This window comes from Actinacidiphila polyblastidii (assembly GCF_036353415.1).
Lineage (GTDB): Bacteria > Actinomycetota > Actinomycetes > Streptomycetales > Streptomycetaceae > Actinacidiphila > Actinacidiphila polyblastidii.
On the sequence record NZ_JAZEWV010000034.1, the window covers coordinates 25,855 to 46,812 of the forward strand.

The following is a 20,958-nucleotide window of genomic DNA, read 5'->3' on the forward strand; positions in this document are numbered from 1 at the left end:
CGTCGGGCGGGGACTGCTCGCGTACGACGGGCTGTGGCGTGCGGGACTCCGGCATCACTGCACCCTCCTCAGGCTTGCCTGCGCCCAGTGAAGCCCCGCGGGACACGGCGCAGCAAGGGCGCACGAGGGCAATGAGCCGGCGCCGCGGCCTCCCGCGCGCCGGGGCGCTGCCGCCGCACGCCCGGCACGCGGACGCGCGGGGCGGCGCCCCGGCACGCGCGGGGCTACGCCCCCTCCACCGCCGTCGGCGCCGGCGACAGCTCGTCGGCGTGCTCGCCGGTCACCAGGTAGACGACGCGCTTGGCCACCGACACCGCGTGGTCCGCGAAGCGCTCGTAGTAGCGGCCGACCAGGGTGACGTCGACCGCGGTCTCGATGCCGTGCTTCCAGCGGTCGTCGAGCAGGTGCTGGAAGAGGGTGCGGTGCAGCTCGTCCATGCGGTCGTCGTCCGCCTCCAGCTGCAGGGCGTCGTCCACGTCCTTGGTGATGATGACCTCGGAGGCCTTGGCGGCCAGCCGCTGTGCGAGCTGGCCCATCTCCAGGATGGTGGCGTGCAGGTCGCGCGGCACCGCGGACTCGGGGAAGCGCAGCCGAGCGAGCTTGGCCACGTGCCGGGCGAGGTCGCCCGAACGCTCCAGGTCTGCGCTCATGCGCAGGCTGGTCACCACGATCCGCAGGTCGGTGGCGACCGGCTGCTGGCGGGCGAGCAGGGTGATCGCCCGGTTCTCCAGCTGGCGCTGGAGGTCGTCGACCTTCTCGTCGGCCGCGATCACGCTCTCCGCGACGTTGAGGTCGGCGTCGAGCAGAGCGGTGGTGGCTCGGCCGATCGCGGACCCGACCAGCCTGGCCATCTCGACCAGCCCGTCACCGATCGAGTCCAGCTCCTCGTGGTATGCGTCCCGCATCGCTGTCCTTCCGTCTGTACAGAGGCGTCTCCTCCACGCTGTCACGCTGATGGGTGTACGCGTACCGGCCGCGCACCCGGAGTGAATCAGCCCCTACGTGAAGGTGAACTCTTGGCAACGTACATCCGAGAGGTGTCTCCCAGGCTTGTGGAGTGCGTGAACGGGCCACTTAACCTGGAGCCATGGACGTGAACGCGGCAGTCGCCGCAGCCAGTGCGATCGCCGGTCTGCTGACCGGCGTCATCGCCGTGCTCGCGTTCCGCTGGAGTGAACGGGAACAGGCCCGCCCGACCCGTACCGCGATGAGACCTGATCAGAGCACCGCCGTGCTGCCACCGGGTGTGGACACCGTGCTGTCGGTGCTGCGCTCGTCGGCTGTCGTCCTGGACGAGGGCGACACGGTGGTCAAGGCCAGCTCGGCGGCGTACGCCCTCGGGCTGGTCAGGGGCGGCCGGCTGGCCGTCGACCAGATGCTGCAGATGGCTCGCGAGACCCGGCGGGACGGTGAGATACGGCAGGTCGAACTCGATCTTCCGCGCCGCGGCACCGGCCGCGGCGAGGGACTCGCGGTCTCCGCCCGGGTCGCCCCGCTGGGGTCCCGGCTGGTGCTCCTGCTGGTCGAGGACCTCACCGAGGCCCGCAGGATCGAAGCCGTGCGGCGGGACTTCGTGGCGAACGTCAGCCACGAGCTGAAGACCCCGGTGGGCGCGCTCTCGCTGCTGTCGGAGGCCGTGATGGACGCGGCCGACGACCCCGAGGCGGTCAACCGGTTCGCGGGGCGGATGCAGATCGAGGCCACCCGGCTGACCAGCCTGGTGCAGGAGATCATCGACCTGTCCCGGGTGCAGAACGACGACCTGCTCGACGACGCGGAACCCGTCGCGGTCGACGACCTCGTCGCCGAGGCGGTCGACCGCTGCCGCCACCAGGCCAACACCAAGCAGATCACCATGGCCACCGGAACCACCCCCGACCTCTACATCTGGGGAAACCGGGGTCAGCTCGCCGCCGCTCTCGGCAATCTCGTCGAGAACGCCGTCAACTACTCCCCGGCCAGGACCAGGGTCGGGATAGCCGGCCGCCGGATCGGCGCGACCGGGGGCGATCTGATCGAGATCGCCGTGACGGACCAGGGCATAGGAATCTCCGAGAAGGACCGCGACCGGGTCTTCGAGCGCTTCTACCGGGTGGACCCGGCGCGCTCGCGGGCCACCGGCGGCACCGGGCTCGGCCTGTCCATCGTCAAACACGTGGCCGCCTCGCACGGCGGGGAGGTCACGGTGTGGAGCGCCGAGGGTCAGGGCTCCACCTTCACCCTGCGTCTTCCCGAGGCCGGGATCGCCCGCGACCGGGCGCTGCCGCCCGGCCTGGACCCCGACGCCGAGACGGCCGACGGGCCTGACGGGCCCGACGTGCCGTCGGAAGACCAGCTTTTCCAGACCCTCCCCGAACACATCCCTGCCCCGGAGGTCCTTCCGTGACCCGCGTACTTGTCGTGGAGGACGAAGAGTCCTTCAGCGACGCGTTGTCGTACATGCTGCGCAAGGAGGGCTTCGAGGTCGCCATATCCGCGACCGGGCCCGACGCGCTGGACGAGTTCGAGCGCAACGGCGCCGACCTGGTGCTGCTCGATCTGATGCTGCCGGGCCTGCCCGGCACCGAGGTCTGCCGCCAGCTGCGGCTCAAGTCCAATGTCCCGGTGATCATGGTGACCGCCAAGGACTCCGAGATCGACAAGGTCGTCGGCCTGGAGATAGGCGCGGACGACTATGTGACCAAGCCGTTCTCCTCGCGGGAGCTGGTCGCCCGGATCCGCGCGGTGCTGCGCCGCCGCGGCGAGCCCGAGGAGATCTCGCCGGCCGCCCTGGAGGCGGGCCCGGTGCGGATGGACGTGGACCGGCACGTGGTGACGGTCGGCGGCGGCAAGGTCGACCTGCCGCTGAAGGAGTTCGACCTGCTGGAGATGCTGCTCCGCAACGCGGGCCGGGTGCTCACCCGGATGCAGCTCATCGACCGGGTCTGGGGCGCGGACTACGTCGGCGACACCAAGACCCTCGACGTGCACGTCAAGCGGCTGCGCGCGAAGATCGAGCCGGACCCTGGGGCGCCGCGCTTCCTGGTGACGGTCCGCGGTCTCGGCTACAAGTTCGAGCCGTAGGCCGGAGGCCGGAGCGACGAACGGGTGAGGGGCCCGGCACCATCTGGTGCCGGGCCCCTCACCCGTTCGTGTCAGCCGCAGCCGTCAGCCGCTAGCCGTCAGCGCGTCACGAGGTGGGCGTGCCGGTCGGCGTCGCCGTGTCGTTCGGGGTGCTGGTCGGCTTGAGCGGCGTGGCCGTCGAGGTGGGCGCGCCGGTGGTCGGCGTGGAGCTGGGGCCGTACGGCTCCAGGAAGCCGACCGCCGGGGTGACGTTGGCCGGCACCGAGAGCGGTCCTGCGCCGCTGAAGGTGAAGACGGCGGTCTGCACGTCGCCGTCGCGCAGCGCCTCCTGGCCGGTGGCGACGGTCGCCGCGGCGTTGCCCTTGCCGCCGAGGAGCACGGTGCCGTGCGCCGGGACGGTCACGGTCTGGCCGCCGTCCTTGCCGGACAGGGTGGCGGAGACGCCGCCGCCGAGCTGGACGGACTGGAGCGTCTGGTCGGACGAGCCGTTGTTGAACAGCCGGGCGGAGACCGTGGCCGGTCCGTCCGTCTGGGTGAGCACGTAGGCGTTCTGGACCGTGACGGGGCCGGCGGACGCCGACGCGCTGTCCGGCTGGACCTCCAGAGTCGCCGCGCCGTTCCCGGCCGCGCAGGCGGCGGCGAGCGGGGCAAGCGAGAGCGCGAGTACGGCGGCGACAGCGCCGCGACGGAAGCTGCGGACCACGGCGGCGCATCTCCTCGGTCAGGAACGGAAGATCTTCTGGCGGCCTTAGATTACCGAGGCCGCCGCCGGGCCGCGCACCGGGCCCGCCCCTTTAACGTGATCACTTCGCCGGGTGATCGGCGAGTGTCGCGCGGGCGGATTTCCATGACTGTGCAAAATTGGATCTTCGGCGTCCGAGAACCCGAACGGAGTAGCGACGACTCACTCACTCGGGAGTGACAAATGCGGACGTATCGCCCCTTGTTCGGGGTTCTGACCCCCTGTGAAGGCCGTGTTTCCGGGTCCCCGAATATGTGCTCCGACCTGCGGATACCTCGCCGAGGCGGCACCCTCCAGCACGTCCCAGGGCCCCTTGTCAAGCCCCGAGATATGCCCTGACCTGCGAAAACGCCATTCAGAAGAAGCCGTTCCCGTGTTACCCTGGATAGCCACGGAAGGGGTACCTGTCACATGACGTTCAAGGTTGGCGACACCGTGGTCTATCCCCATCACGGGGCCGCGCTGATCGAGGCCATCGAAATTCGCCAGATCAAAGGCGTGGACAAGACCTACTTGGTGCTCAAGGTCGCCCAGGGCGACTTGACGGTACGTGTGCCCGCGGACAATGCGGAGTTCGTCGGCGTACGCGACGTGGTCGGTCAGGAGGGTCTGGACCGGGTCTTCGAGGTGCTGCGCGCGCCGTACACCGAGGAGCCCACCAACTGGTCTCGGCGCTACAAGGCAAATCTGGAGAAGCTCGCCTCCGGTGACGTCATCAAGGTCGCGGAAGTCGTCCGCGACCTGTGGCGCCGCGAGCGCGAGCGCGGCCTGTCCGCCGGCGAGAAGCGCATGCTCGCCAAGGCGCGGCAGATCCTGGTCAGCGAGCTGGCCCTCGCGGAGAACACCAACGAGGACAAGGCCGAAGCGCTGCTCGACGAGGTCCTCGCGTCGTAAGACCGTCCCTTTCGGACGTTCTCGTACCGCGTCGCCGAGGTGTGCCGAACCCACACCCCCTGTGACGCCGGACAAACGTTGACGCAACCCCCGGACGGCGGTCCGGGGACCTGCCGCGGCACCCGGTCGAACGCAACGGCCGGGTGCTGCGGCATGCTTGCACTCGCACGCGTACCCCGGAGCCGACCCGTGCACGTCACACGCACGGGGTCCGGCTCGTCGCACGGAACCGGTACGGCCGCGCTCCCCCGACTTCACGGAAGGGGTCGGGAAGCGCACCGCGCCGTGTCCCCGGTCTCCCGCCGGGGGTACCTCCAAGCGATACCCACCTCACACAAGGACACAAACCTGCGTACCGCCGCTGTCATTCCCGCCGCCGGACGAGGAGTCCGGCTCGGCCCCGGCGCCCCCAAGGCGCTGCGCACCCTGGGCGGGGTGCCGATCCTCGTCCACGCCGTGCGCGCGATGGCGCGCGTCCGCGCCGTCCAGGTGCTCGTGGTGGTCGCGCCCCCGGAGGGCGCCGCCGAGGTCAGGGCGCTGCTCGACGCCCACGGGCTGCCCGAGTCCACCGACATAAGGGTGGTGCCGGGCGGCGACTCCCGGCAGGAGTCGGTGCGGCTGGGCCTGGCCGCCCTGCCGGACGACGTCGACGTGGTGCTGGTGCACGACGCGGCCCGCCCGCTGGTGCCGGTCGAGACCGTCGAGGGCGTCGTCGAGGCGGTACGGGCGGGCGCGCCCGCCGTCGTCCCCGGGCTGCCGCTCGCCGACACCGTCAAGAGCGTCGACCCGGCGTCCCACACGGTCACCGGCACTCCGCAGCGCGCGCTGCTGCGGGCGGTGCAGACCCCGCAGGGCTTCGACCGGGCCACCCTGGCCAAGGCGCACGCCACGGTCACCGAGGACGTCACGGACGACGCGAGCATGGTCGAGCAGCTCGGTGTGCCGGTGCTCGTGGTGCCCGGCCACGAGGAGGCGTTCAAGGTGACGCGCCCGCTCGACCTGGTGCTGGCCGAGGCCGTGCTCGCCCGCAGGAGGGCCACCGATGGCTACTGAACCGCCCGCCGGCCGGCCCGCCGCCCCGGCGCTGCCGCAGGTCGGCGTCGGCACCGACATCCACGCCTTCGAGGAGGGCCGCGAGCTGTGGTGCGCGGGCCTGCTCTGGGAGGGCGAGGGACCCGGCCTGGCCGGCCACTCGGACGCCGACGTGGTCGCGCACGCCGCCTGCAACGCGCTGTTCTCCGCCGCCGGACTCGGCGATCTCGGCGCGCACTTCGGCACCGGCCGGCCGCAGTGGTCCGGCGCGTCCGGCGTCACCCTGCTCACCGAGGCGGCCCGCATCGTGCGCGCCGAGGGCTTCGTGATCGGCAACGTGGCGGTGCAGGTCGTCGGGCAGCGCCCCAAGATCGGCAAGCGCAGGGACGAGGCGCAGAAGGTGCTGTCCGCAGCGGTGGGCGCCCCGGTCGCGGTCAGCGCCGCCACCACCGACGGCCTGGGCTTCACCGGCCGCGGCGAGGGCCTCGCGGCGATCGCCACCGCGCTGGTCGTACGGGTGTAGCGGCCGCGGTCCACCGGGGTGGACCGCACCCCCGCCGGGTAGCGATTGTCACTGTTGTGTGAGGCGTGTGGCAGACGGCACAAGGCACGCACCCCGGGCCGATACTCTTGATGGCGTGACTATTCGCCTGTACGACACCAACGCGCGCCAGGTCCGTGACTTCATCCCGCTCACGCAGGGCTGTGTCTCGATCTACCTGTGCGGCGCGACCGTGCAGGCGGCTCCGCACATCGGCCACATCAGGTCGGGCCTCAACTTCGACATCCTCCAGCGGTGGTTCCGTTACCGCGGCTACGACGTCACCTTCGTCCGCAACGTGACGGACATCGACGACAAGATCATCAGGAAGGCCGCCGAGTTCGACCGCCCCTGGTGGTCGATCGGGTACGAGAACGAGCGGGCCTTCACCGCGGGCTACGACGTCCTGGGCTGCCAGCCGCCCACGTACGAGCCGCGGGCGACCGGCCACGTGCCGGAGATGATCGAGATGATGCAGGGCCTCATCGAGCGCGGCCACGCGTACGAGGCGGACGGCAACGTCTACTTCGACGTGCGGTCCTACGGCGACTACCTGCAGCTGTCCAACCAGGAGCTGGACAACCTCCGCCAGCCCGAGGGCGACGGCGAGACCGGCAAGCGCGACCAGCGGGACTTCGCCCTGTGGAAGGCCGTCAAGCCCGGCGAGCCGTCCTGGGACACCCCGTGGGGCCGCGGCCGGCCCGGCTGGCACCTGGAGTGCTCGGTGATGGCCCACAAGTACCTGGGCCCGGTCTTCGACATCCACGGCGGCGGCATCGACCTGATCTTCCCGCACCACGAGAACGAGATCGCCCAGGCCAAGGCGTACGGCGACGAGTTCGCGCGGTACTGGGTGCACAACGCCTGGGTCACCATGAGCGGCGAGAAGATGAGCAAGTCGCTCGGCAACTCGGTGCTGGTCTCCGAGATGGTCAGGCGCTGGCGGCCGATCGTGCTCCGCTACTACCTGGGCACCCCGCACTACCGGTCGATGATCGAGTACAGCGAGGAGGCGTTGCGGGAGGCCGAGGCCGCGTTCGCGCGGATCGAGGGCTTCGTACAGCGGGTCACGGAGAAGGCGGGCAAGACCGTCGCTCCCGCAGCCGAGGTACCGCCGGCCTTCGCCGAAGCGATGGACGACGACCTCGGAGTCCCGCAGGCGCTCGCCGTTGTGCACACCACCGTCCGGCAGGGCAACAGCGCGCTGACCGCCGACGACAAGGAGTCGGCGGTCGCGCGGCTGGCCGAGGTCCGTGCGATGCTCGGAGTGCTGGGTCTCGATCCGCTCGACCCGCAGTGGGCCGGCGCCGCACGCGGCGACGACCTGCACGGCGTGGTGGACTCGCTGGTCCGGCTGGTGCTCGACCAGCGGCAGTCGGCGCGGTCCCGCAAGGACTACGCCACCGCCGACGCGATCCGCGACGAACTGGTCCAGGCGGGGCTGGAGATCGAGGACACGCCCACCGGATCGCGCTGGACCCTCAGGAGCTGATCCGCCCCCGGGGCCCTGATCCGGCTCCCCGATCCGGGGCCGGCTCCCGGGTCCCGATCCCGGGTCCCCCGCGGCGGCCCGGCGTGCCGAACACCGCCGCGCCCGACGTCAGTTCAGCTCGACCGAAGAAGTGAGAGAGTCCCATGGCCGGCAACAGCCAGCGCAGGAACCGCCGTACGAGCAACAAGAAGGGCGCCACGGTCGGCAGCGGCGGGCAGCGGCGCAAGGGCCTCGAAGGCAAGGGCCCGACGCCGCCCGCCGAGGCGCGCAAGGGCCACAAGAAGAACCGCATCGCCGGCGCGCAGGCCCGCCGCGCCGCGGTCTCTGGGCAGTCGCGGCGGCCGTCGGGCCGCGGCGCGAAGGCCACCTCCGAGATGGTGGTCGGCCGCAACCCCGTGGTCGAGGCGCTGCGCGCGGAGATCCCGGCCACCGCCGTCTACGTCCAGCAGTTCATCGACAGCGACGACCGGGTCCGCGAGGCGCTGCGGCTCGCGACCGACCGCGGCGTGCCGCTGCTGGAGGCGCCGCGGCCCGAACTCGACCGGATCACCGCGGGCCTGAACCACCAGGGCCTGGTGCTGCAGATCCCGCCGTACGAGTACGCCCACCCCGAGGACCTGGCCGCGGCCGCCGCGGACCGCCGCGAGGACCCGCTGATCGTGGCGCTCGACGGGGTGACCGACCCGCGCAACCTCGGCGCGGTGGTCCGCTCGGTCGCGGCGTTCGGCGGCCACGGCGTGGTCGTGCCGGAGCGGCGCGCGGCCGGCATGACGGCCGGTGCGTGGAAGACCTCGGCGGGCACCGCGGCGCGGGTGCCGGTGGCGCGGGCCACCAACCTGACCCGCACCCTGGAGGCGTACCAGAAGGCCGGGCTGACCGTGGTCGGCCTCGCCGCGGACGGCGACGTCGAACTCCATGAGCTGGAGGCGCTCTCCGGCCCGGTCGTCATCGTCGCGGGCAGCGAGGGCAAGGGCCTGTCCCGGCTGGTCGGCGAGACCTGCGACCTGCTGGTGCGGATTCCGATGCCGGGTGGCGCCGAGTCGCTGAACGCGGGCGTGGCCGCCGGTGTCGTGCTCTACGAGGCGTCCCGCCGCAGGGCCTGACGCCGGGCGCCCGCCGGATCGCGCCCGGGGCGCGGTGGGGGCGCGCGGGCGCGCGCCTTGTCGGGGCTCCGACAGCAAGCACGCTCCGAAGCCGTTTCTAAACGGTGTGTCACTCGGTTAGATGAGTGTGGACACCAGAACACCCCGCACTCCCTCGGGGGGAGGGGCGCCCGGCTTCGACGAGCGTGTGCTGACGATGCCTCGGGTCCCGAGCGATCCCGCCCAGGTCATCGTCAATCACGCGAGCTTCCGGGTGCAGCTGGGGGCGACCTCGTCCCGGGCCCTCGGCTCCGACGGAATCGACGCCACCACGAAGATCCCCGTCGTGCCGCAGAGCGCCGGCCGGCGCCGCGCGGCGCCCGTGGTGTGGTCCGGCCAGAGCGCCCCCGGCGACCCCCTGGCAGGCGAACTGCTCCAGGCGGTCCGCCGCGCCGCGCCCGGCACGGCCACGCAGGTGCTGCCGCGCGTCGACGACACGTCGGTGCTGCCGCCCGCCGTTCCCACCGTCGTCGGACAGCGCAGCGCGCCCTCGCCGACCGGCCTGCTGCCGCGGCGCGGCGGCGGCGAGGACGAGCCGGTGGTCGGCTGGACCGGCGGCGACGGCCAGGACCGCAGCCGCTACCGGGGCTACGAACCCGACGGCTACGCGGGCTACGACGGCCACCAGGGGCCCGGCGCCGCCGAGGCCGAGCAACGGCCCCGCAACCGCCGTGGCGAGCCGGTCAAGCACGCCTGGTACCCGGGCCGCCGGATGAACCTCGGCATCGTGCTGCTGCCGCTGCGCGTCTTCCTCGGCTTCGTCTGCATCTACGCCGGCATGGGCAAGCTCTGCGACCCCGTCTACTTCGACGGCGGCAGGCGCGGCTCGATGGTCACCTGGCTGACCTCGCTGCACCCGTGGGCGCTCGCGGAGCCGCTGCGCGACGCGGCGCTCAGCCACCCGGTGGGCGCCGGACTGAGCATCGCCTTCCTCCAGGTCGTGGTCGGCGTGCTCACCGTCTGCGGCCTGTGGCAGCGGGTCGCCGCGGTGTTCGGCGCGGGCCTTTCCGTGGCGCTGCTGGTGACGGTGAGCTGGCGGACCGTCCCGGTCTACGACGCACCGGACTTCATCTACCTGGCCGCGTGGAGCCCGCTGGTCATCGCCGGCGCGCCGGTCTACTCGATCGACGGCCGGCTGGCCGGCGACGCGTGGCGGCGGCTCGGCCCGCGGGTCGCGCTGTGGGACCTGCGGCGGCGGGTGCTGCGCCGCGGCGCGGTGCTGGCCACCGTCATCATCGGCGCGACGCTGCTCGTGGGTTCGGTGCTGGGGACCGCGGTGCGGGCCACCAGCACCCACGAGGACCGGCCGGGCCCGGCGGTCGTCCCGACCAACAACCTGCCCGGCTCGCCGCTGCCGGAGGTCTCCGGCGGCGCCGGCGACGGCGGCACCCCCTCGCCGTCCGCGTCCGCGCGGGCGAAGAAGAAGGAAGAGCACGAGGAGCAGGCCACGCAGGCGCCGACGACCGCGCCGCGCACCCACCGGGCGACCGGCGGCGCCCCGGTCCCCGGCCGCTCGTCGACCGGCGGGTCCGGCGGCACGCCGACCGGCTCGGGCTCCGGTTCCGGCTCCACCGGCGCCGGCTCCCAGCCGCCCGTCACCCAGGCGCCCACCCAGGCGCCCCCGCCGCCCCCGCCCACCGCGAAGCCCAGCCAGGGCGCCATCGGCGGGCTGCTCGGCTCCCACTCCCCGACCGGCCTCCTCCTCGGCCTCCCCGCCGCACCCTCCACCCCCGCCGGCGCGGCCTGAACCCACCCACCCCCCTCCCGACGCCCGCCGGCCCGGCCCCCTGCCCCCGGCGGGCACCATCCCCTTGGCGCTGCGCGCACCCGCGCGAACGGCGGGGCGCGGCCCGCTGCGGGCGGTTTTTCGGGGGCGCGGGGAACTGCGCGTCGAGCCACGGCGGTGCTGAGCCGCGTGGACAGCGGGGCGCGGCCCGCTGCGGGCGGTTTTTCGGGGGCGCGGGGAACTGCGCGTCGAGCCACGGCGGTGCTGAGCCGCGTGGACGGCGGGACGCAGTCCGCCACCGGCGGCGTACTCCCGCGAACAGCGCGGCGTAGCGCGCAAAGGGGGCGGAGCGCGCCGGATCAGCCCGCGCCGAGTTCCCTTGCCGCCTCGCGAAGATCCTTGGCGGTGTCGATGGCCCGCCAGTACGCCCCCTGCGGGATCGGGAAGCCGGCGAGCCGGCGCTCCCGGGCCAGGCGGGGGAAGGTCGTCCGCTCGTGATCGCCGTGATCCGGCAGCAGCCCGGTGAAGTCGGGCGAGAAGACGTACACGCCGGCGTTGATGAGGAACGGCGACGGGGGCGACTCGATGAAGTCGAGCACCTGGCCGAACTCGTTGGTCTCCACCGCGCCCCACGGAATCCTGGGGCGTGCCAGCGCCAGCGTGGCGACCGCGTCGCGCTCCTCGTGGAACTCGGCCATCTCGCGGAGCGAGAACCGGGTCCAGATGTCGCCGTTGGTCGCGTACCACGGCTCGTGCGGCCGGGGCAGCGACGCGGCCGCGTACTTCAGTCCGCCGCCGCGGCCGAGCGGCTCGCTCTCGACGACCGTCGTGACGTTCAGCGGCAGGGGCGTGGCGTCCAGCCACTCCTGGAGGACCTCGGCGAGGTGCCCGCAGGAGACCACCGCGTCGGTGACGCCCTCCTGGGCGAGCCAGGCGAGCTGGTGGCCGATGATCGGCGTGCCCGTACCGGGGATCTCGACCATCGGCTTGGGCCGGTCGTCGGTGTAGGGCCGCAGCCGGGAGCCCTGGCCGCCGGCCAGCAGGACGGCCTGCGTGACCGGTGTGACGTCGTGCTGCGGCGGTGCGGGGTGGTCGGCGCTCGTCATGGAGCGCACCTTATGCGACGGGGGCGTGCGGCCCGCGCAGGGCGGACCGCACGCCTGGGCGGTGGACGCCGGGCCGCCCGCGCGGGCGGCCGGCGGGGACGGGTCAGCCGACCGAGGCGACGCCGGTGGCGAACGCCGTGTCGCACACCGGCCGCGACCACGACTGGGCGCGGCGGGTGGCGCCGTCGTACTTGGCGACGGCCGCGCGGCCCAGCGAGCGCGCGATGGACGTGCAGTACCCCGCGAGGGACGGGTGACGGGCCATGGCGACCTGGAGGTCGGTCAGGGCCACCCCTGGGTCCTTCTCCTGGAGTTCGGCCAGCAGCCGCTGGCGCAGAGCCTCCTGGGGGGCCTTGGCGGCCACTTCGGCCGCCGTCTGATGCTGGCTCTTCGCGGACGCGGTCAGTACCTGTGCGTCCGACGTCGAGGCGGCCCATGGGACGCGGGTGACGGCGAGCGTTCCCGACAGGACGAGAACGACCGGGAGTACGAGCGCGAATGTCTTGCCGAGACGGCGTGCTACCTGGTTCACGCATCGGATGGTAGCGGCCGGTGATGATTTGGCGACATTTAGTCACTCTGACGAGGGAGGGGAAATGCCGCCGGGTGCGTTCGTCTGTTGACGAACGCACCCGGAAGGCCCGATTTGCGCACCTATGCGATCAGTTGGCGCCGCCCGCTGCGGGGCGCCGCGCTCAGTCGCTCAGACGCTCGCCGGAGGAGGTCGCGAAGACGTGGGTCTCGCCGCCACGGGGCACGACGTGGAGCACGGAGCCCTTCTCCGGGATCTGCCGGCCGCCGACCCGGATGACCAGGTCCTTGTGCTCGTCGCCGACCTGGGCGGAGCCGTACACGTAACCGTCGGCGCCGAGCTCCTCGACCACGTTGACGGTGACGGCCAGGCCCGCGGGGGCGTCCTTGGACAGCGCGGAGGTGCTGCTCTCACCGTTGACGATGTCGAAGTGCTCGGGGCGGACGCCGACGGTGACCGTCTTGTCGCCCTTGTCGGCGGCGGCCTGCACGGCGTCGCGCGCCACGCTCACCACGGAGTTGCCGAACTTCACGCCGCCGTCGGTGATCGGGACCTCGACCAGGTTCATCGCGGGGGAGCCGATGAAGCCGGCGACGAAGAGGTTCGCGGGGCGGTCGTACATGTTGCGCGGGCTGTCGACCTGCTGCAGGAGGCCGTCCTTGAGGACCGCGACCCGGTCGCCCATCGTCATGGCCTCGACCTGGTCGTGGGTGACGTAGACGGTGGTGACGCCGAGCCGGCGCTGCAGGCTGGCGATCTGGGTACGGGTCTGGACGCGGAGCTTGGCGTCGAGGTTCGACAGCGGCTCGTCCATCAGGAAGACCTGGGGCTCGCGGACGATCGCGCGGCCCATCGCGACACGCTGGCGCTGACCGCCGGAGAGCGCCTTCGGCTTGCGGGCCAGGTACTCGGAGAGGTCGAGGATCTTGGCGGCCTCTTCGACGCGCCTGCGGATCTCCGCCTTGTTGATGCCGGCGATCTTCAGGGCGAAGCCCATGTTGTCCGCGACGGTCATGTGCGGGTACAGCGCGTAGTTCTGGAACACCATCGCGATGTCCCGGTCCTTCGGCGGCAGGTGCGTGACGTCGCGGTCACCGATGCGGATGGCGCCGGCGTTGACGTCCTCCAGCCCCGCGAGCATGCGGAGCGAGGTCGACTTGCCGCAGCCGGACGGGCCGACGAGGACGAGGAACTCGCCGTCGCCCACCTCGATCTCCAGGCCGTCGACCGCGGGCTTGTCGCCACCCGGGTAGATCCGGGTCGCCTTGTCGAACGTGACAGTTGCCATGACTGGGTGCAGTCCCTTCACCGGCAGGAACGTGCCGGACGATCCGAGTAAAGGAAAGTAGTGGTCTAGTCCGATAACACCGGACCGCTCGTGACGCTACCTGCCGGATCGCCCCTTGTCACCAGCCCTTCGGCATCGATTTCGCCACCCCCGCGAACCGCGCCCGGTACACTGCCCCCTGCGCCTCCTTAGCTCAGTTGGCCAGAGCGACGCTCTTGTAAAGCGTAGGTCGTCGGTTCGAACCCGACAGGGGGCTCTTTTTTCTGCCTGGTCAGGGCGTCTCCGCGTGGTGGGCGGCCCAGTCGTCGCGGGCGGCGACGAGGGTGGGGCGGACCGTGTGGTCGAGCAGGTCGGCGTGTGCGCGGAGCTTGGTGGCGATGTCGGCGAGGCCGTCCGGGTCGAGGCCGAGGATCCAGCGTCCGACGCTGACCTGGAGGTTGACCACGGGGACTCGGAGGCGGGGGTCGGGTCGTGATCGCCCGTGCCCCCGGCGTGCTCCCGGGAGGCGGCTGCTCCTGTCGCGCGGGCCGGATGCTGGAGGCGACCTCGAACCAGACCACTTTCCCGGCCGGTTCGGCGAAGCTGCCCCGGTCCGCGGCGAGCGCTTCCACCAGCATCAGACCTCGCCAGTCCTCGGCATCCGGCGAACCGCTGCCGGCTTCGGATGGACGGGGCTGGAGTCGGTGACCTCGACCCGTACCCGGGACCCGGTCCATCGCACCGTCACCGCGCAGGGCGTCTAAGTGTGGTGGATGGCGTTGGCGATGACCTCGGTGGAGAGGAGTTGCAGGCTGACCGCCGCCCGCCTCGCCGAGCCCTACCCCGAACTCCTCGCGGCCAGCTCCCACCTCCTGGCGATCGGCTACGCGGGCGAGTGACCGGTCGGCGCCCCGGCGCGCGCGGGCCCGACCGTCGGCCACGTGCCGGGTCGGGACTCCACCCACGGTGTGCACCGTTCGGCACGGCGACCGCCCTTGCGCTGATCCGGAACTCCGTCGCCTACGCGCCAGCGCTGTTTCAGCCGCTGGCCGGCATGCGAACCGTGTGGTCGCCGAAGCCGGGAACGAGGCCGAGTCGCCCACCGAGCGCTTCGACGTGGCGTGCGGTGACGTCGAGCGAGGCGGCCTCGCCGTGTTCGATCTGGGAGACGCGGGAGACGCCCACGCCCGTCCTGGCGGCACGTCCTTCCGCGCCATGGAGCACTGGCTGCGAGGCAGTTCGACGCGCACAGCCCGGGTGACCTGGTGCCGAGCGAGAACACGGACCTCGTGTCGCCCGGCGTGGGCAAGAGCCGCAACCCCGGCCTGGCCTATCTGCCGGCCGGGGTTCTGGAGACGACGGACAACCAGGTCCCCGCGGAGACCGCGGCCCTGGCCGTCGAGTTGGTCGCGCCGTCGAACCCCGAGAACGACTGGGTGGGCAAGGTCAGGGACCACCCCGTGAGGGGAATCCCGCTCTCGCTGGTGGTCGAGGCCGGGTTGAAGACCTCTGCATCCCCCGGCCGTTCGACCTCGACCTCGACCTGGACACCGCGACGCCGCTGCCCTACGCGTGACGCGTTCGCCGGTCCTCCCGGTCGGCGGCGACCCGGGGCCGGGCGGCAGGGAACATCAACGGCCCCCTACCGGTGTGGAGAAACGGCGGCAACCCGCCCGGCGGGATCTCACTCGTCAGGGTGATGGACCAATCCGCCGGGGCGTCGGTGGCGAAGAGCGGACATGACCGACGACCGGCGCGAGGCGCCCGCCCGTCCCGCGGGGGCCATGACCGAGGTGCGGGGGCCGCTGCCAGGGGCCCCGCACGATCGGGCGCGCGCTGGGGCCGGACAGCGTGCGGTGCGGCTTGTCCTGGGCGCGCTGTCCGGGCTGCTGGCGGGGGCCGCCGCGCTGGGTGTCGCCGAGCTGGTGGCGTCCGCGGTGCGGCCCCAGGCCAGTCCGGTCGTGACGGTCGGCGGCGCGATGATCGACCGCACGCCGCCGGCTCTGAAGGACTACGCGGTACGGCACTTCGGCACCAACGACAAACTGGTGCTGGAGTCCGGCATCGTCGTGGTGCTCGCGCTGTTCGCCCTCGTCCTGGGCGTGGCCGCGCTGCGGTACCGGCGGTCCGCGTCGGCGGCGGTGCTGGTGTTCGGCGTGGTCGGCGTGCTCGCGGCCGCGAGCCGGCCCGACCGGCACGGTCTGGACGTGCTGCCCCCGCCGGCCGGCGCCCTGGTCGGCGCGGCCACGCTCTGGCTGCTGTCCGGCTTCCTGGCGCTCCGGAAAGCGCCGCCGGCCCCCGCAGCCGACCCGGCCGCCGCACCCGACCCGGCCCCCGCACCTGACCCGGCCCCCGCACCGGCCCCCGCCCCCGACCCGGGACCCGCCTCCTTCGACCGCCGCCGCTTCGTCCTCGCGGCGACCTCCACCGCGGCCGCCTCCGCCGGCGCGGGGCTGCTGGGCCGCACCCTCAACAGCCGCCACGGCGCGGCCGCCACCGCCTCCCGCGGTGCGGTCGTCCTGCCGCGGCCCGCCTCGCCCGCGCGGCCCGTGCCGGCCGGCGCCGACCTGCGGGTGCCCGGCCTGAGCCCCTTCACCACCCCCAACTCCGCCTTCTACCGCGTCGACACCGCCCTGGTCGTGCCGAAGGTGGACGCGACCACCTGGCGGCTGCGCGTGCACGGACGGGGCGTACGCGAGGAGTTGAGCCTCAGCTACGCCGACCTGCTGGGCCGCGAGCTGATCGAACGGGACATCACGCTGACCTGCGTGTCGAACGAGGTCGGCGGCCCGTACACCGGCAACGCCCGCTGGATCGGCGTGCGGTTGGCCGACGTGCTGCGCGAGGCCGGGGTGCGGCCGCCGTCGGAGGGCGGGCGGAGCGACCAGCTGGTCGCCCGTTCCGTGGACGGCATGACCATCGGCTCGCCGGTGGAGACCGTCATGGACGGGCGGGACGCGATGCTCGCCGTCGGCATGAACGGCGAGCCGCTGCCCTTCGCCCACGGCTTCCCGGTGCGCGTCGTCGTCCCCGGCCTGTACGGGTACGTGTCCGCGTGCAAGTGGCTCCAGGACCTGGAGCTGACCACCTTCGACGCGTACGACGCGTACTGGGTGCGCAGGAGCTGGTCGCGGCAGGCGCCGATCAAGACCGAGTCGCGGATCGACACGCCCAAGCCGTTCGCCGCCCCGGCGGCCGGCTCCGTGGCGGTCGCCGGGGTGGCCTGGGCGCAGCACCGCGGCATCGACCGCGTCGAGGTACGGGTCGACGGCGGCCCCTGGCGCGCCGCGCGGCTGGGCGCGCAGGACTCCGCCGACACCTGGCGGCAGTGGGTGTGGCCGTGGGAGGCCACCCCCGGCGAGCACACCCTGGAGGTCCGCGCGACGGACCGCGAGGGCCGCACGCAACCGGAGCACCGGGTCGGGACGATCCCCGACGGCGCGACCGGCTGGCACTCGGTGGTGGTCAACGTGACCTGACCCACCCCTGGCCCGGGCCCGGCGCCACCCGCCCCGGCACCCCCTGTCCCGGCGGCCGCCGCCCGTGACCGCGGACCACCCGGTCCACGCCTCTTCACCCCGTGTCCGGCAGAAGCCTTTCCTTCTCCACCCACCCCCTCTTATCGGAGTTCTCTGATGCGTACCTTCTCCGCCCGCCGTCTCCTCGTCGCCGCGACCGCGGTGTCCGTGCTGCCGCTGGCCCTCTCCGCCTGTTCGAGCAGCGACAAGGGCGACAAGGGCACCTCGTCGAACGCCGCCGGCAGCGCCTCCTCGCCGGCCACCACGTCCGCGCCCGCCCCCGCCACCTCCGCCGCCGCGATGAACCAGCCCTTCGGGCCCGGCTGCGCGGCGGTGCCGAAGACCGGCGCGGGCAGCTTCGACGGGATGTCCACCGCGCCGGTGGCCACCGCGGCCTCGGCGAACCCGGCGCTGTCCACACTGGTCGCCGCGGTGAAGAAGGCGGGCCTGGTCGACACGCTGAACAGCGCGCAGAACATCACCGTCTTCGCGCCCACCAACGACGCCTTCGCCAAGCTGCCGAAGGCCACCCTGGACAAGGTGCTGGCCGACAAGGCGATGCTGACCAAGATCCTCACCTACCACGTGGTCGGCCAGCCGGTGAAGGCGCCCGAGGGCCTGGCCCATGGCACGTACACCACGCTGGAGAAGGGCAAGCTGACCACCGCGGGCTCCGGCGAGTCGTACAAGGTCAACGACAGCGCCAACGTGGTGTGCGGCAATGTGACGACGGCGAACGCGACCGTGCAGATCATCGACACCGTTCTGATGCCGCCGAGCGAGTGACCCGCGGCCGCGCAAGGGGCGCGGCGGCGAGCGCGGGGGAGGAGCGCGGCGCGGGAGCGGAGGATGGCGCCGTGCCGCGGCTGTGACCTGACGCGACCAATCCGGGCCGGCGACGGCTGCGAATGCCTGCTGACCGACTCACCGACGGAGGTGTCCATGCGCGTGGCGGCACGCGACGACCAGGACCCGGAGCCCCGCTCCGGAGCACTGGAGACGTTGCTCGACCGCGTCTCCCGGGGCGACCAGCAGGCGTTCGAGACGCTCTACACCGCGGTCGCCGGAGGCGTCCTCGGCCTGGTGCGGCGGATCGTGCGCGACCCGGCGCAGTCCGAGGAGGTCGCCCAGGAGGTGCTGATCGAGGTCTGGCGGTGCGCGGCCCGCTTCGACCCGCGGCAGGGCAGCGCCATGGCGTGGATCATGACGCTCGCCCACCGCCGCGCGGTCGACCGGGTCCGCTCCGCGCAGGCCTCGGCCGACCGCGACCAGAAGGCCGCGCTGCGCGACCGCGGCACCCCCTTCGACGAGGTCGCCGAGCAGGTGGAGCGGCGGCTCGAACGGGAGCAGGTGCGGCGCTGCCTCCAGCAGCTCACCGAGTTGCAGCACGAGTCGGTGACCCTGGCGTACTACCGCGGCTACACCTACCGGGAGACCGCCGACCTGCTCGGCGTGGCCCTCGGCACCGTCAAGACGAGGCTGCGGGACGGCCTGATCCGGCTCCGCGACTGCCTGGGGGTGGCCGCGTGACCGTCGACGACCTGCACACGCTGACCGGGGCGTACGCCCTCGACGCGCTCTCGGGCCCGGAGTCGGGCGAGTTCGTCCGGCACATGGCCCGCTGCCGGGCCTGCGCCCAGGAGGTGCGCGAGCTGCGCGAGACCGCGGCCCGGCTGGCGCTGGCCGTGGCGGAGGCGCCGCCCGCGCGGATGCGGGTACGGGTGCTGGCGGCCCTCCCCGAGGTGCGCCAGCTGCCGCCGCTGACCTCCGAGGGCGCGGACGGCACCCTGCCCTTCGGCACCGCCGGGCCCGCCGAGGGCGCGGACGGTCCCGCGCAGCCGGCATCCGGCACTGCGCCGCGCCGGTCGCCGGGCGCCGGCCCGTCCGCTGCGGGCGGCCGGCCGGCCGGGCCGCCGGTGCCCGGCGTGATCCCGCTCCCGGCGCCCCGGCGCCACCGCTACCGGCTGCCCGCCCTGGTGGCCGCGGCCTGCCTCGCGGCGGCCGTCGCCGCCGGCGTCGCGGTCGACGCGCGGCACCAGGCGGACCTGGCGCAGGGCCGGGCCGCGCGCGCCGAGCAGCAGGCGACGGCGGTCGCCGCCGTGGCGTCCGCGCCGGACGCCACCTTCCACACCCGCGCGCTGACCGGCGGCGGCACCGCGACCGTGGTGGCGTCCGCCCGGCTGGGGAAGGCGGCCGTGCTCTACCACGACCTGCCCCGGCTGCCGGACGCCCGCGTCTACCAGCTGTGGTTCAGCCACGACGGCACCATGGTCCCGGCCGGCCTGGTCGCCCCCGGCTCGACCGCCGGCTCCGGCAGCGGCTCGGTGCTGCTCGCGGGCACCACCGCCGGCGCCGACGCCGTCGGGGTGACCGCGGAGCCCCACGGCGGCTCGCCCGCGCCGACCGGTGCGCCGCTGGCGCTGCTGCCGCTGTGACGGCCCCGCTGTGACGGGCCGGCCGTGACGGGCCGGCTGTGACGGGCGGCCACGGCGGCGCCGCCCCGCTCACGCCGCCGTGCGGCCGCCGCGCGGCGCGGTCCGCCGCATCGGGACCAATCCGCGAGGGCCGCGGCGGCGAACCACCAGTGACAGGGCCTCGCGCCGCGCGCCGCGAGGCCACCACCGGAGGGCCAGGAGCAGAGTGAACCGGCGACGTACAGCCGTGGTGGGGGGCGGGGTGGCGGGACTGACCGCTGCCTACCTGCTTCGGCGGACCAGCGACGTGACCCTGTTCGAGGCGGACGACCGCCTCGGCGGCCACGCGCACACCCATCGGATCGCCGACCCCGGGGGACGGGTGCTGGGGGTCGACAGCGGCTTCATCGTCCACAACGACCGCACGTATCCCACGCTGCTGCGGCTGTTCGGCGAACTCGGCGTGGCCACCCAGGAGTCCGAGATGAGCATGTCCGTGCGCTGCGAGGGCTGCGGCCTGCAGTACGCGGGCGCGCGCGGCCCGGCGGGGCTGTTCGCGCGGCCGGGCAGCGTGCTGCGGATACGCTACCTGCGGATGCTCGCGCAGGTCCCGGCCTTCCACCGGGCGGCCCGCGAGGCCCTGGACTCCGGCCGCGCGGAGACCGAGACCCTCGGCTCGTTCCTGCGGGGCGGCGGGTTCTCGCCGTACTTCGTCGGGCACTTCGTGGTCCCGCTGGTGTCCGCCGTGTGGTCCTGCGCCCCGGACGCCGCGATGCGCCACCCGGCCGGCCACCTCTTCCGCTTCCTGCACCACCACGGGCTGCTGTCGGTCACCGGGTCGCCGCGCTGGCGGACCGTCACCGGCGGGTCCGCGCGGTACGTCGAGCGCGTCGCGGAGCACCTGGCCGCGCCGCGCACGGCGGCGCCGGTCCGCGCGGTCGGCCGGAGCGCGGACGGCGCCCGGGTCACCACCGAGGACGGCGTGACGGACGACTTCGACGCGGTGGTCCTGGCCGTCCACCCCGACCAGGCGCTGCGGATGCTGGCCGACCCCACCGAGGACGAGCGGCGGGTCCTGGGGGCGTTCACGTACTCGCGCAACGAGACGCTGCTGCACACCGACGGCTCGCTGCTGCCGTCCGCGCGCCGCGCCCGCGCCTCCTGGAACTACCTGATGCCCTCGTGCACGGCGTCCCCCGAAGGCGTCCTGGTCAGCTACGACCTGAACCGCCTCCAGCGGCTGCCGGCGACGCAGGAGCACGTGGTGAGCCTGAACGCCGCCGGACGCGTCGACGAGAGCCGCGTGCTGGCCCGTATGACGTACGAGCATCCCCTCTACACCCCGCGGTCGGTCGCCGCGCAGCAGGAGCTGCCGCGGCTGACCACCGGCGTGACCGCGTACGCGGGCGCCTACCACGGCTGGGGGTTCCACGAGGACGGCTGCCGGTCGGGGGCCGCGGCCGCCGCGGCGCTGGGGGTGCGGTGGTGA

General features: G+C 73.5%; 19 protein-coding genes, 1 tRNA gene and 2 pseudogenes. 15 read left to right on the plus strand and 7 right to left on the minus strand.

The features are described from left to right. Positions 1-224: 224 nt before the first annotated feature. On the minus strand, positions 225-905 hold the full coding sequence (phoU, locus tag V2S66_RS27920; protein WP_330799489.1) for a phosphate signaling complex protein PhoU: 681 nt from the start codon (positions 903-905) through the stop codon (positions 225-227). Between the two features lie 182 nt (positions 906-1,087). On the opposite strand from phoU, the gene V2S66_RS27925 reads away from it, so the two are divergent. Both V2S66_RS27925 and V2S66_RS27930 read left to right on the plus strand, forming a co-directional pair. Beyond that, entirely contained in the window at positions 1,088-2,386 is a 1,299-nt protein-coding gene (locus tag V2S66_RS27925) for a sensor histidine kinase (RefSeq protein WP_330799490.1), read from the plus strand. Continuing rightward, entirely contained in the window at positions 2,383-3,063 is a 681-nt protein-coding gene (locus tag V2S66_RS27930; RefSeq protein ID WP_330799491.1) for a response regulator transcription factor, read from the plus strand. Before V2S66_RS27925 ends, V2S66_RS27930 begins: the two co-directional genes overlap by 4 nt. A 106-nt stretch (positions 3,064-3,169) precedes the next feature. Here the strand turns inward: V2S66_RS27930 and V2S66_RS27935 are convergent, their stop codons facing one another. Continuing rightward, positions 3,170-3,766 carry a DUF461 domain-containing protein gene (locus V2S66_RS27935; RefSeq protein WP_330799492.1) on the minus strand — a complete coding sequence of 199 codons (597 nt, stop codon included), beginning with the start codon at positions 3,764-3,766 and terminating at the stop codon, positions 3,170-3,172. 450 nt (positions 3,767-4,216) lie between these two features. Between V2S66_RS27935 and V2S66_RS27940 the strand changes: the two genes are divergently transcribed. The 6 genes from V2S66_RS27940 (at position 4,217) to V2S66_RS27965 (ending at position 10,653) form a co-directional block, all read left to right on the plus strand. After that, positions 4,217-4,699 carry a CarD family transcriptional regulator gene (locus V2S66_RS27940; protein ID WP_033174074.1) on the plus strand — a complete coding sequence of 161 codons (483 nt, stop codon included), beginning with the start codon at positions 4,217-4,219 and terminating at the stop codon, positions 4,697-4,699. Positions 4,700-5,020: 321 nt separating this feature from the next. Beyond that, positions 5,021-5,752, plus strand: coding sequence for a 2-C-methyl-D-erythritol 4-phosphate cytidylyltransferase (gene ispD / locus V2S66_RS27945; protein WP_330799528.1), 732 nt, complete (start codon positions 5,021-5,023; stop codon positions 5,750-5,752). Beyond that, positions 5,742-6,254 (plus strand): 2-C-methyl-D-erythritol 2,4-cyclodiphosphate synthase, encoded by a 513-nt coding sequence (gene ispF / locus V2S66_RS27950; RefSeq protein ID WP_330799493.1) that lies wholly within the window; start codon positions 5,742-5,744, stop codon positions 6,252-6,254. Before ispD ends, ispF begins: the two co-directional genes overlap by 11 nt. Before the next feature lie 115 nt (positions 6,255-6,369). After that, positions 6,370-7,764, plus strand: coding sequence for a cysteine--tRNA ligase (cysS, locus tag V2S66_RS27955; protein ID WP_330799494.1), 1,395 nt, complete (start codon positions 6,370-6,372; stop codon positions 7,762-7,764). A 143-nt stretch (positions 7,765-7,907) separates the two neighbouring features. Next, a complete protein-coding gene (gene rlmB, locus V2S66_RS27960; RefSeq protein WP_330799495.1) occupies positions 7,908-8,867 on the plus strand; it encodes a 23S rRNA (guanosine(2251)-2'-O)-methyltransferase RlmB in 960 nt (319 codons plus the stop codon). 121 nt (positions 8,868-8,988) lie between these two features. Then, entirely contained in the window at positions 8,989-10,653 is a 1,665-nt protein-coding gene (locus V2S66_RS27965) for a DoxX family protein (protein ID WP_330799496.1), read from the plus strand. Between the two features lie 338 nt (positions 10,654-10,991). Here V2S66_RS27965 and V2S66_RS27970 read toward each other — a convergent pair whose 3' ends face one another. The 3 genes from V2S66_RS27970 to V2S66_RS27980 form a co-directional block, all read right to left on the minus strand. After that, the gene (locus tag V2S66_RS27970; RefSeq protein ID WP_330799497.1) at positions 10,992-11,738 is read right to left on the minus strand and encodes a nucleotidyltransferase family protein; all 747 of its coding nucleotides are present in this window, start codon (positions 11,736-11,738) and stop codon (positions 10,992-10,994) included. A gap of 103 nt (positions 11,739-11,841) precedes the next feature. Continuing rightward, complete coding sequence (locus V2S66_RS27975) at positions 11,842-12,270, minus strand: hypothetical protein (RefSeq protein ID WP_330799498.1); 429 nt, start codon at positions 12,268-12,270, stop codon at positions 11,842-11,844. Between the two features lie 163 nt (positions 12,271-12,433). Next, the gene (locus V2S66_RS27980; protein ID WP_330799499.1) at positions 12,434-13,558 is read right to left on the minus strand and encodes an ABC transporter ATP-binding protein; all 1,125 of its coding nucleotides are present in this window, start codon (positions 13,556-13,558) and stop codon (positions 12,434-12,436) included. Positions 13,559-13,740: 182 nt separating this feature from the next. Here V2S66_RS27980 and V2S66_RS27985 point away from each other — a divergent pair. Next, positions 13,741-13,814 (plus strand) — tRNA-Thr (locus tag V2S66_RS27985). A gap of 15 nt (positions 13,815-13,829) precedes the next feature. Here V2S66_RS27985 and V2S66_RS27990 read toward each other — a convergent pair. Continuing rightward, positions 13,830-14,021, minus strand: a pseudogene (locus V2S66_RS27990) (DUF6907 domain-containing protein); the annotation flags it as partial. Positions 14,022-14,349: 328 nt separating this feature from the next. Here V2S66_RS27990 and V2S66_RS27995 point away from each other — a divergent pair. Continuing rightward, a pseudogene (locus V2S66_RS27995) lies at positions 14,350-14,436 on the plus strand (SAM-dependent methyltransferase); the annotation flags it as partial. Between the two features lie 139 nt (positions 14,437-14,575). Here the strand turns inward: V2S66_RS27995 and V2S66_RS28000 are convergent. Beyond that, positions 14,576-14,722 (minus strand): hypothetical protein, encoded by a 147-nt coding sequence (locus V2S66_RS28000; RefSeq protein ID WP_330799501.1) that lies wholly within the window; start codon positions 14,720-14,722, stop codon positions 14,576-14,578. 599 nt (positions 14,723-15,321) lie between these two features. Between V2S66_RS28000 and V2S66_RS28005 the strand changes: the two genes are divergently transcribed. From V2S66_RS28005 to V2S66_RS28025, 5 genes are all read left to right on the plus strand, one after another. Next, a complete protein-coding gene (locus V2S66_RS28005) occupies positions 15,322-17,016 on the plus strand; it encodes a molybdopterin-dependent oxidoreductase (protein WP_413966504.1) in 1,695 nt (564 codons plus the stop codon). Between the two features lie 156 nt (positions 17,017-17,172). Continuing rightward, positions 17,173-17,841: a fasciclin domain-containing protein gene (locus V2S66_RS28010; RefSeq protein WP_330799503.1), complete on the plus strand. Its 669-nt coding sequence runs from the start codon at positions 17,173-17,175 to the stop codon at positions 17,839-17,841. A gap of 156 nt (positions 17,842-17,997) precedes the next feature. Then, the gene (gene sigK / locus V2S66_RS28015; RefSeq protein ID WP_330799504.1) at positions 17,998-18,585 is read left to right on the plus strand and encodes an ECF RNA polymerase sigma factor SigK; all 588 of its coding nucleotides are present in this window, start codon (positions 17,998-18,000) and stop codon (positions 18,583-18,585) included. Further along, positions 18,582-19,490, plus strand: coding sequence for an anti-sigma factor (locus V2S66_RS28020; RefSeq protein ID WP_330799505.1), 909 nt, complete (start codon positions 18,582-18,584; stop codon positions 19,488-19,490). The genes sigK and V2S66_RS28020 overlap by 4 nt, the downstream gene beginning before the upstream one ends. Before the next feature lie 205 nt (positions 19,491-19,695). Beyond that, positions 19,696-20,958 carry an NAD(P)/FAD-dependent oxidoreductase gene (locus V2S66_RS28025; protein WP_330799506.1) on the plus strand — a complete coding sequence of 421 codons (1,263 nt, stop codon included), beginning with the start codon at positions 19,696-19,698 and terminating at the stop codon, positions 20,956-20,958.

Excerpts from the sequence above, each read along its gene's own strand:
- V2S66_RS27980 (WP_330799499.1), bottom strand. The coding sequence starts at position 13,558 with ATGGCAACTGTCACGTTCGACAAGGCGACCCGGATCTACCCGGGTGGC.
- rlmB (WP_330799495.1), top strand. The coding sequence starts at position 7,908 with ATGGCCGGCAACAGCCAGCGCAGGAACCGCCGTACGAGCAACAAGAAG.
- V2S66_RS27925 (WP_330799490.1), top strand. The coding sequence starts at position 1,088 with ATGGACGTGAACGCGGCAGTCGCCGCAGCCAGTGCGATCGCCGGTCTG.
- ispF (WP_330799493.1), top strand. The coding sequence starts at position 5,742 with ATGGCTACTGAACCGCCCGCCGGCCGGCCCGCCGCCCCGGCGCTGCCG.
- sigK (WP_330799504.1), top strand. The coding sequence starts at position 17,998 with ATGCGCGTGGCGGCACGCGACGACCAGGACCCGGAGCCCCGCTCCGGA.
- V2S66_RS27970 (WP_330799497.1), bottom strand. The coding sequence starts at position 11,738 with ATGACGAGCGCCGACCACCCCGCACCGCCGCAGCACGACGTCACACCG.
- V2S66_RS27940 (WP_033174074.1), top strand. The coding sequence starts at position 4,217 with ATGACGTTCAAGGTTGGCGACACCGTGGTCTATCCCCATCACGGGGCC.
- phoU (WP_330799489.1), bottom strand. The coding sequence starts at position 905 with ATGCGGGACGCATACCACGAGGAGCTGGACTCGATCGGTGACGGGCTG.
- V2S66_RS27965 (WP_330799496.1), top strand. The coding sequence starts at position 8,989 with ATGAGTGTGGACACCAGAACACCCCGCACTCCCTCGGGGGGAGGGGCG.
- V2S66_RS28010 (WP_330799503.1), top strand. The coding sequence starts at position 17,173 with ATGCGTACCTTCTCCGCCCGCCGTCTCCTCGTCGCCGCGACCGCGGTG.
- V2S66_RS28005 (WP_413966504.1), top strand. The coding sequence starts at position 15,322 with ATGACCGAGGTGCGGGGGCCGCTGCCAGGGGCCCCGCACGATCGGGCG.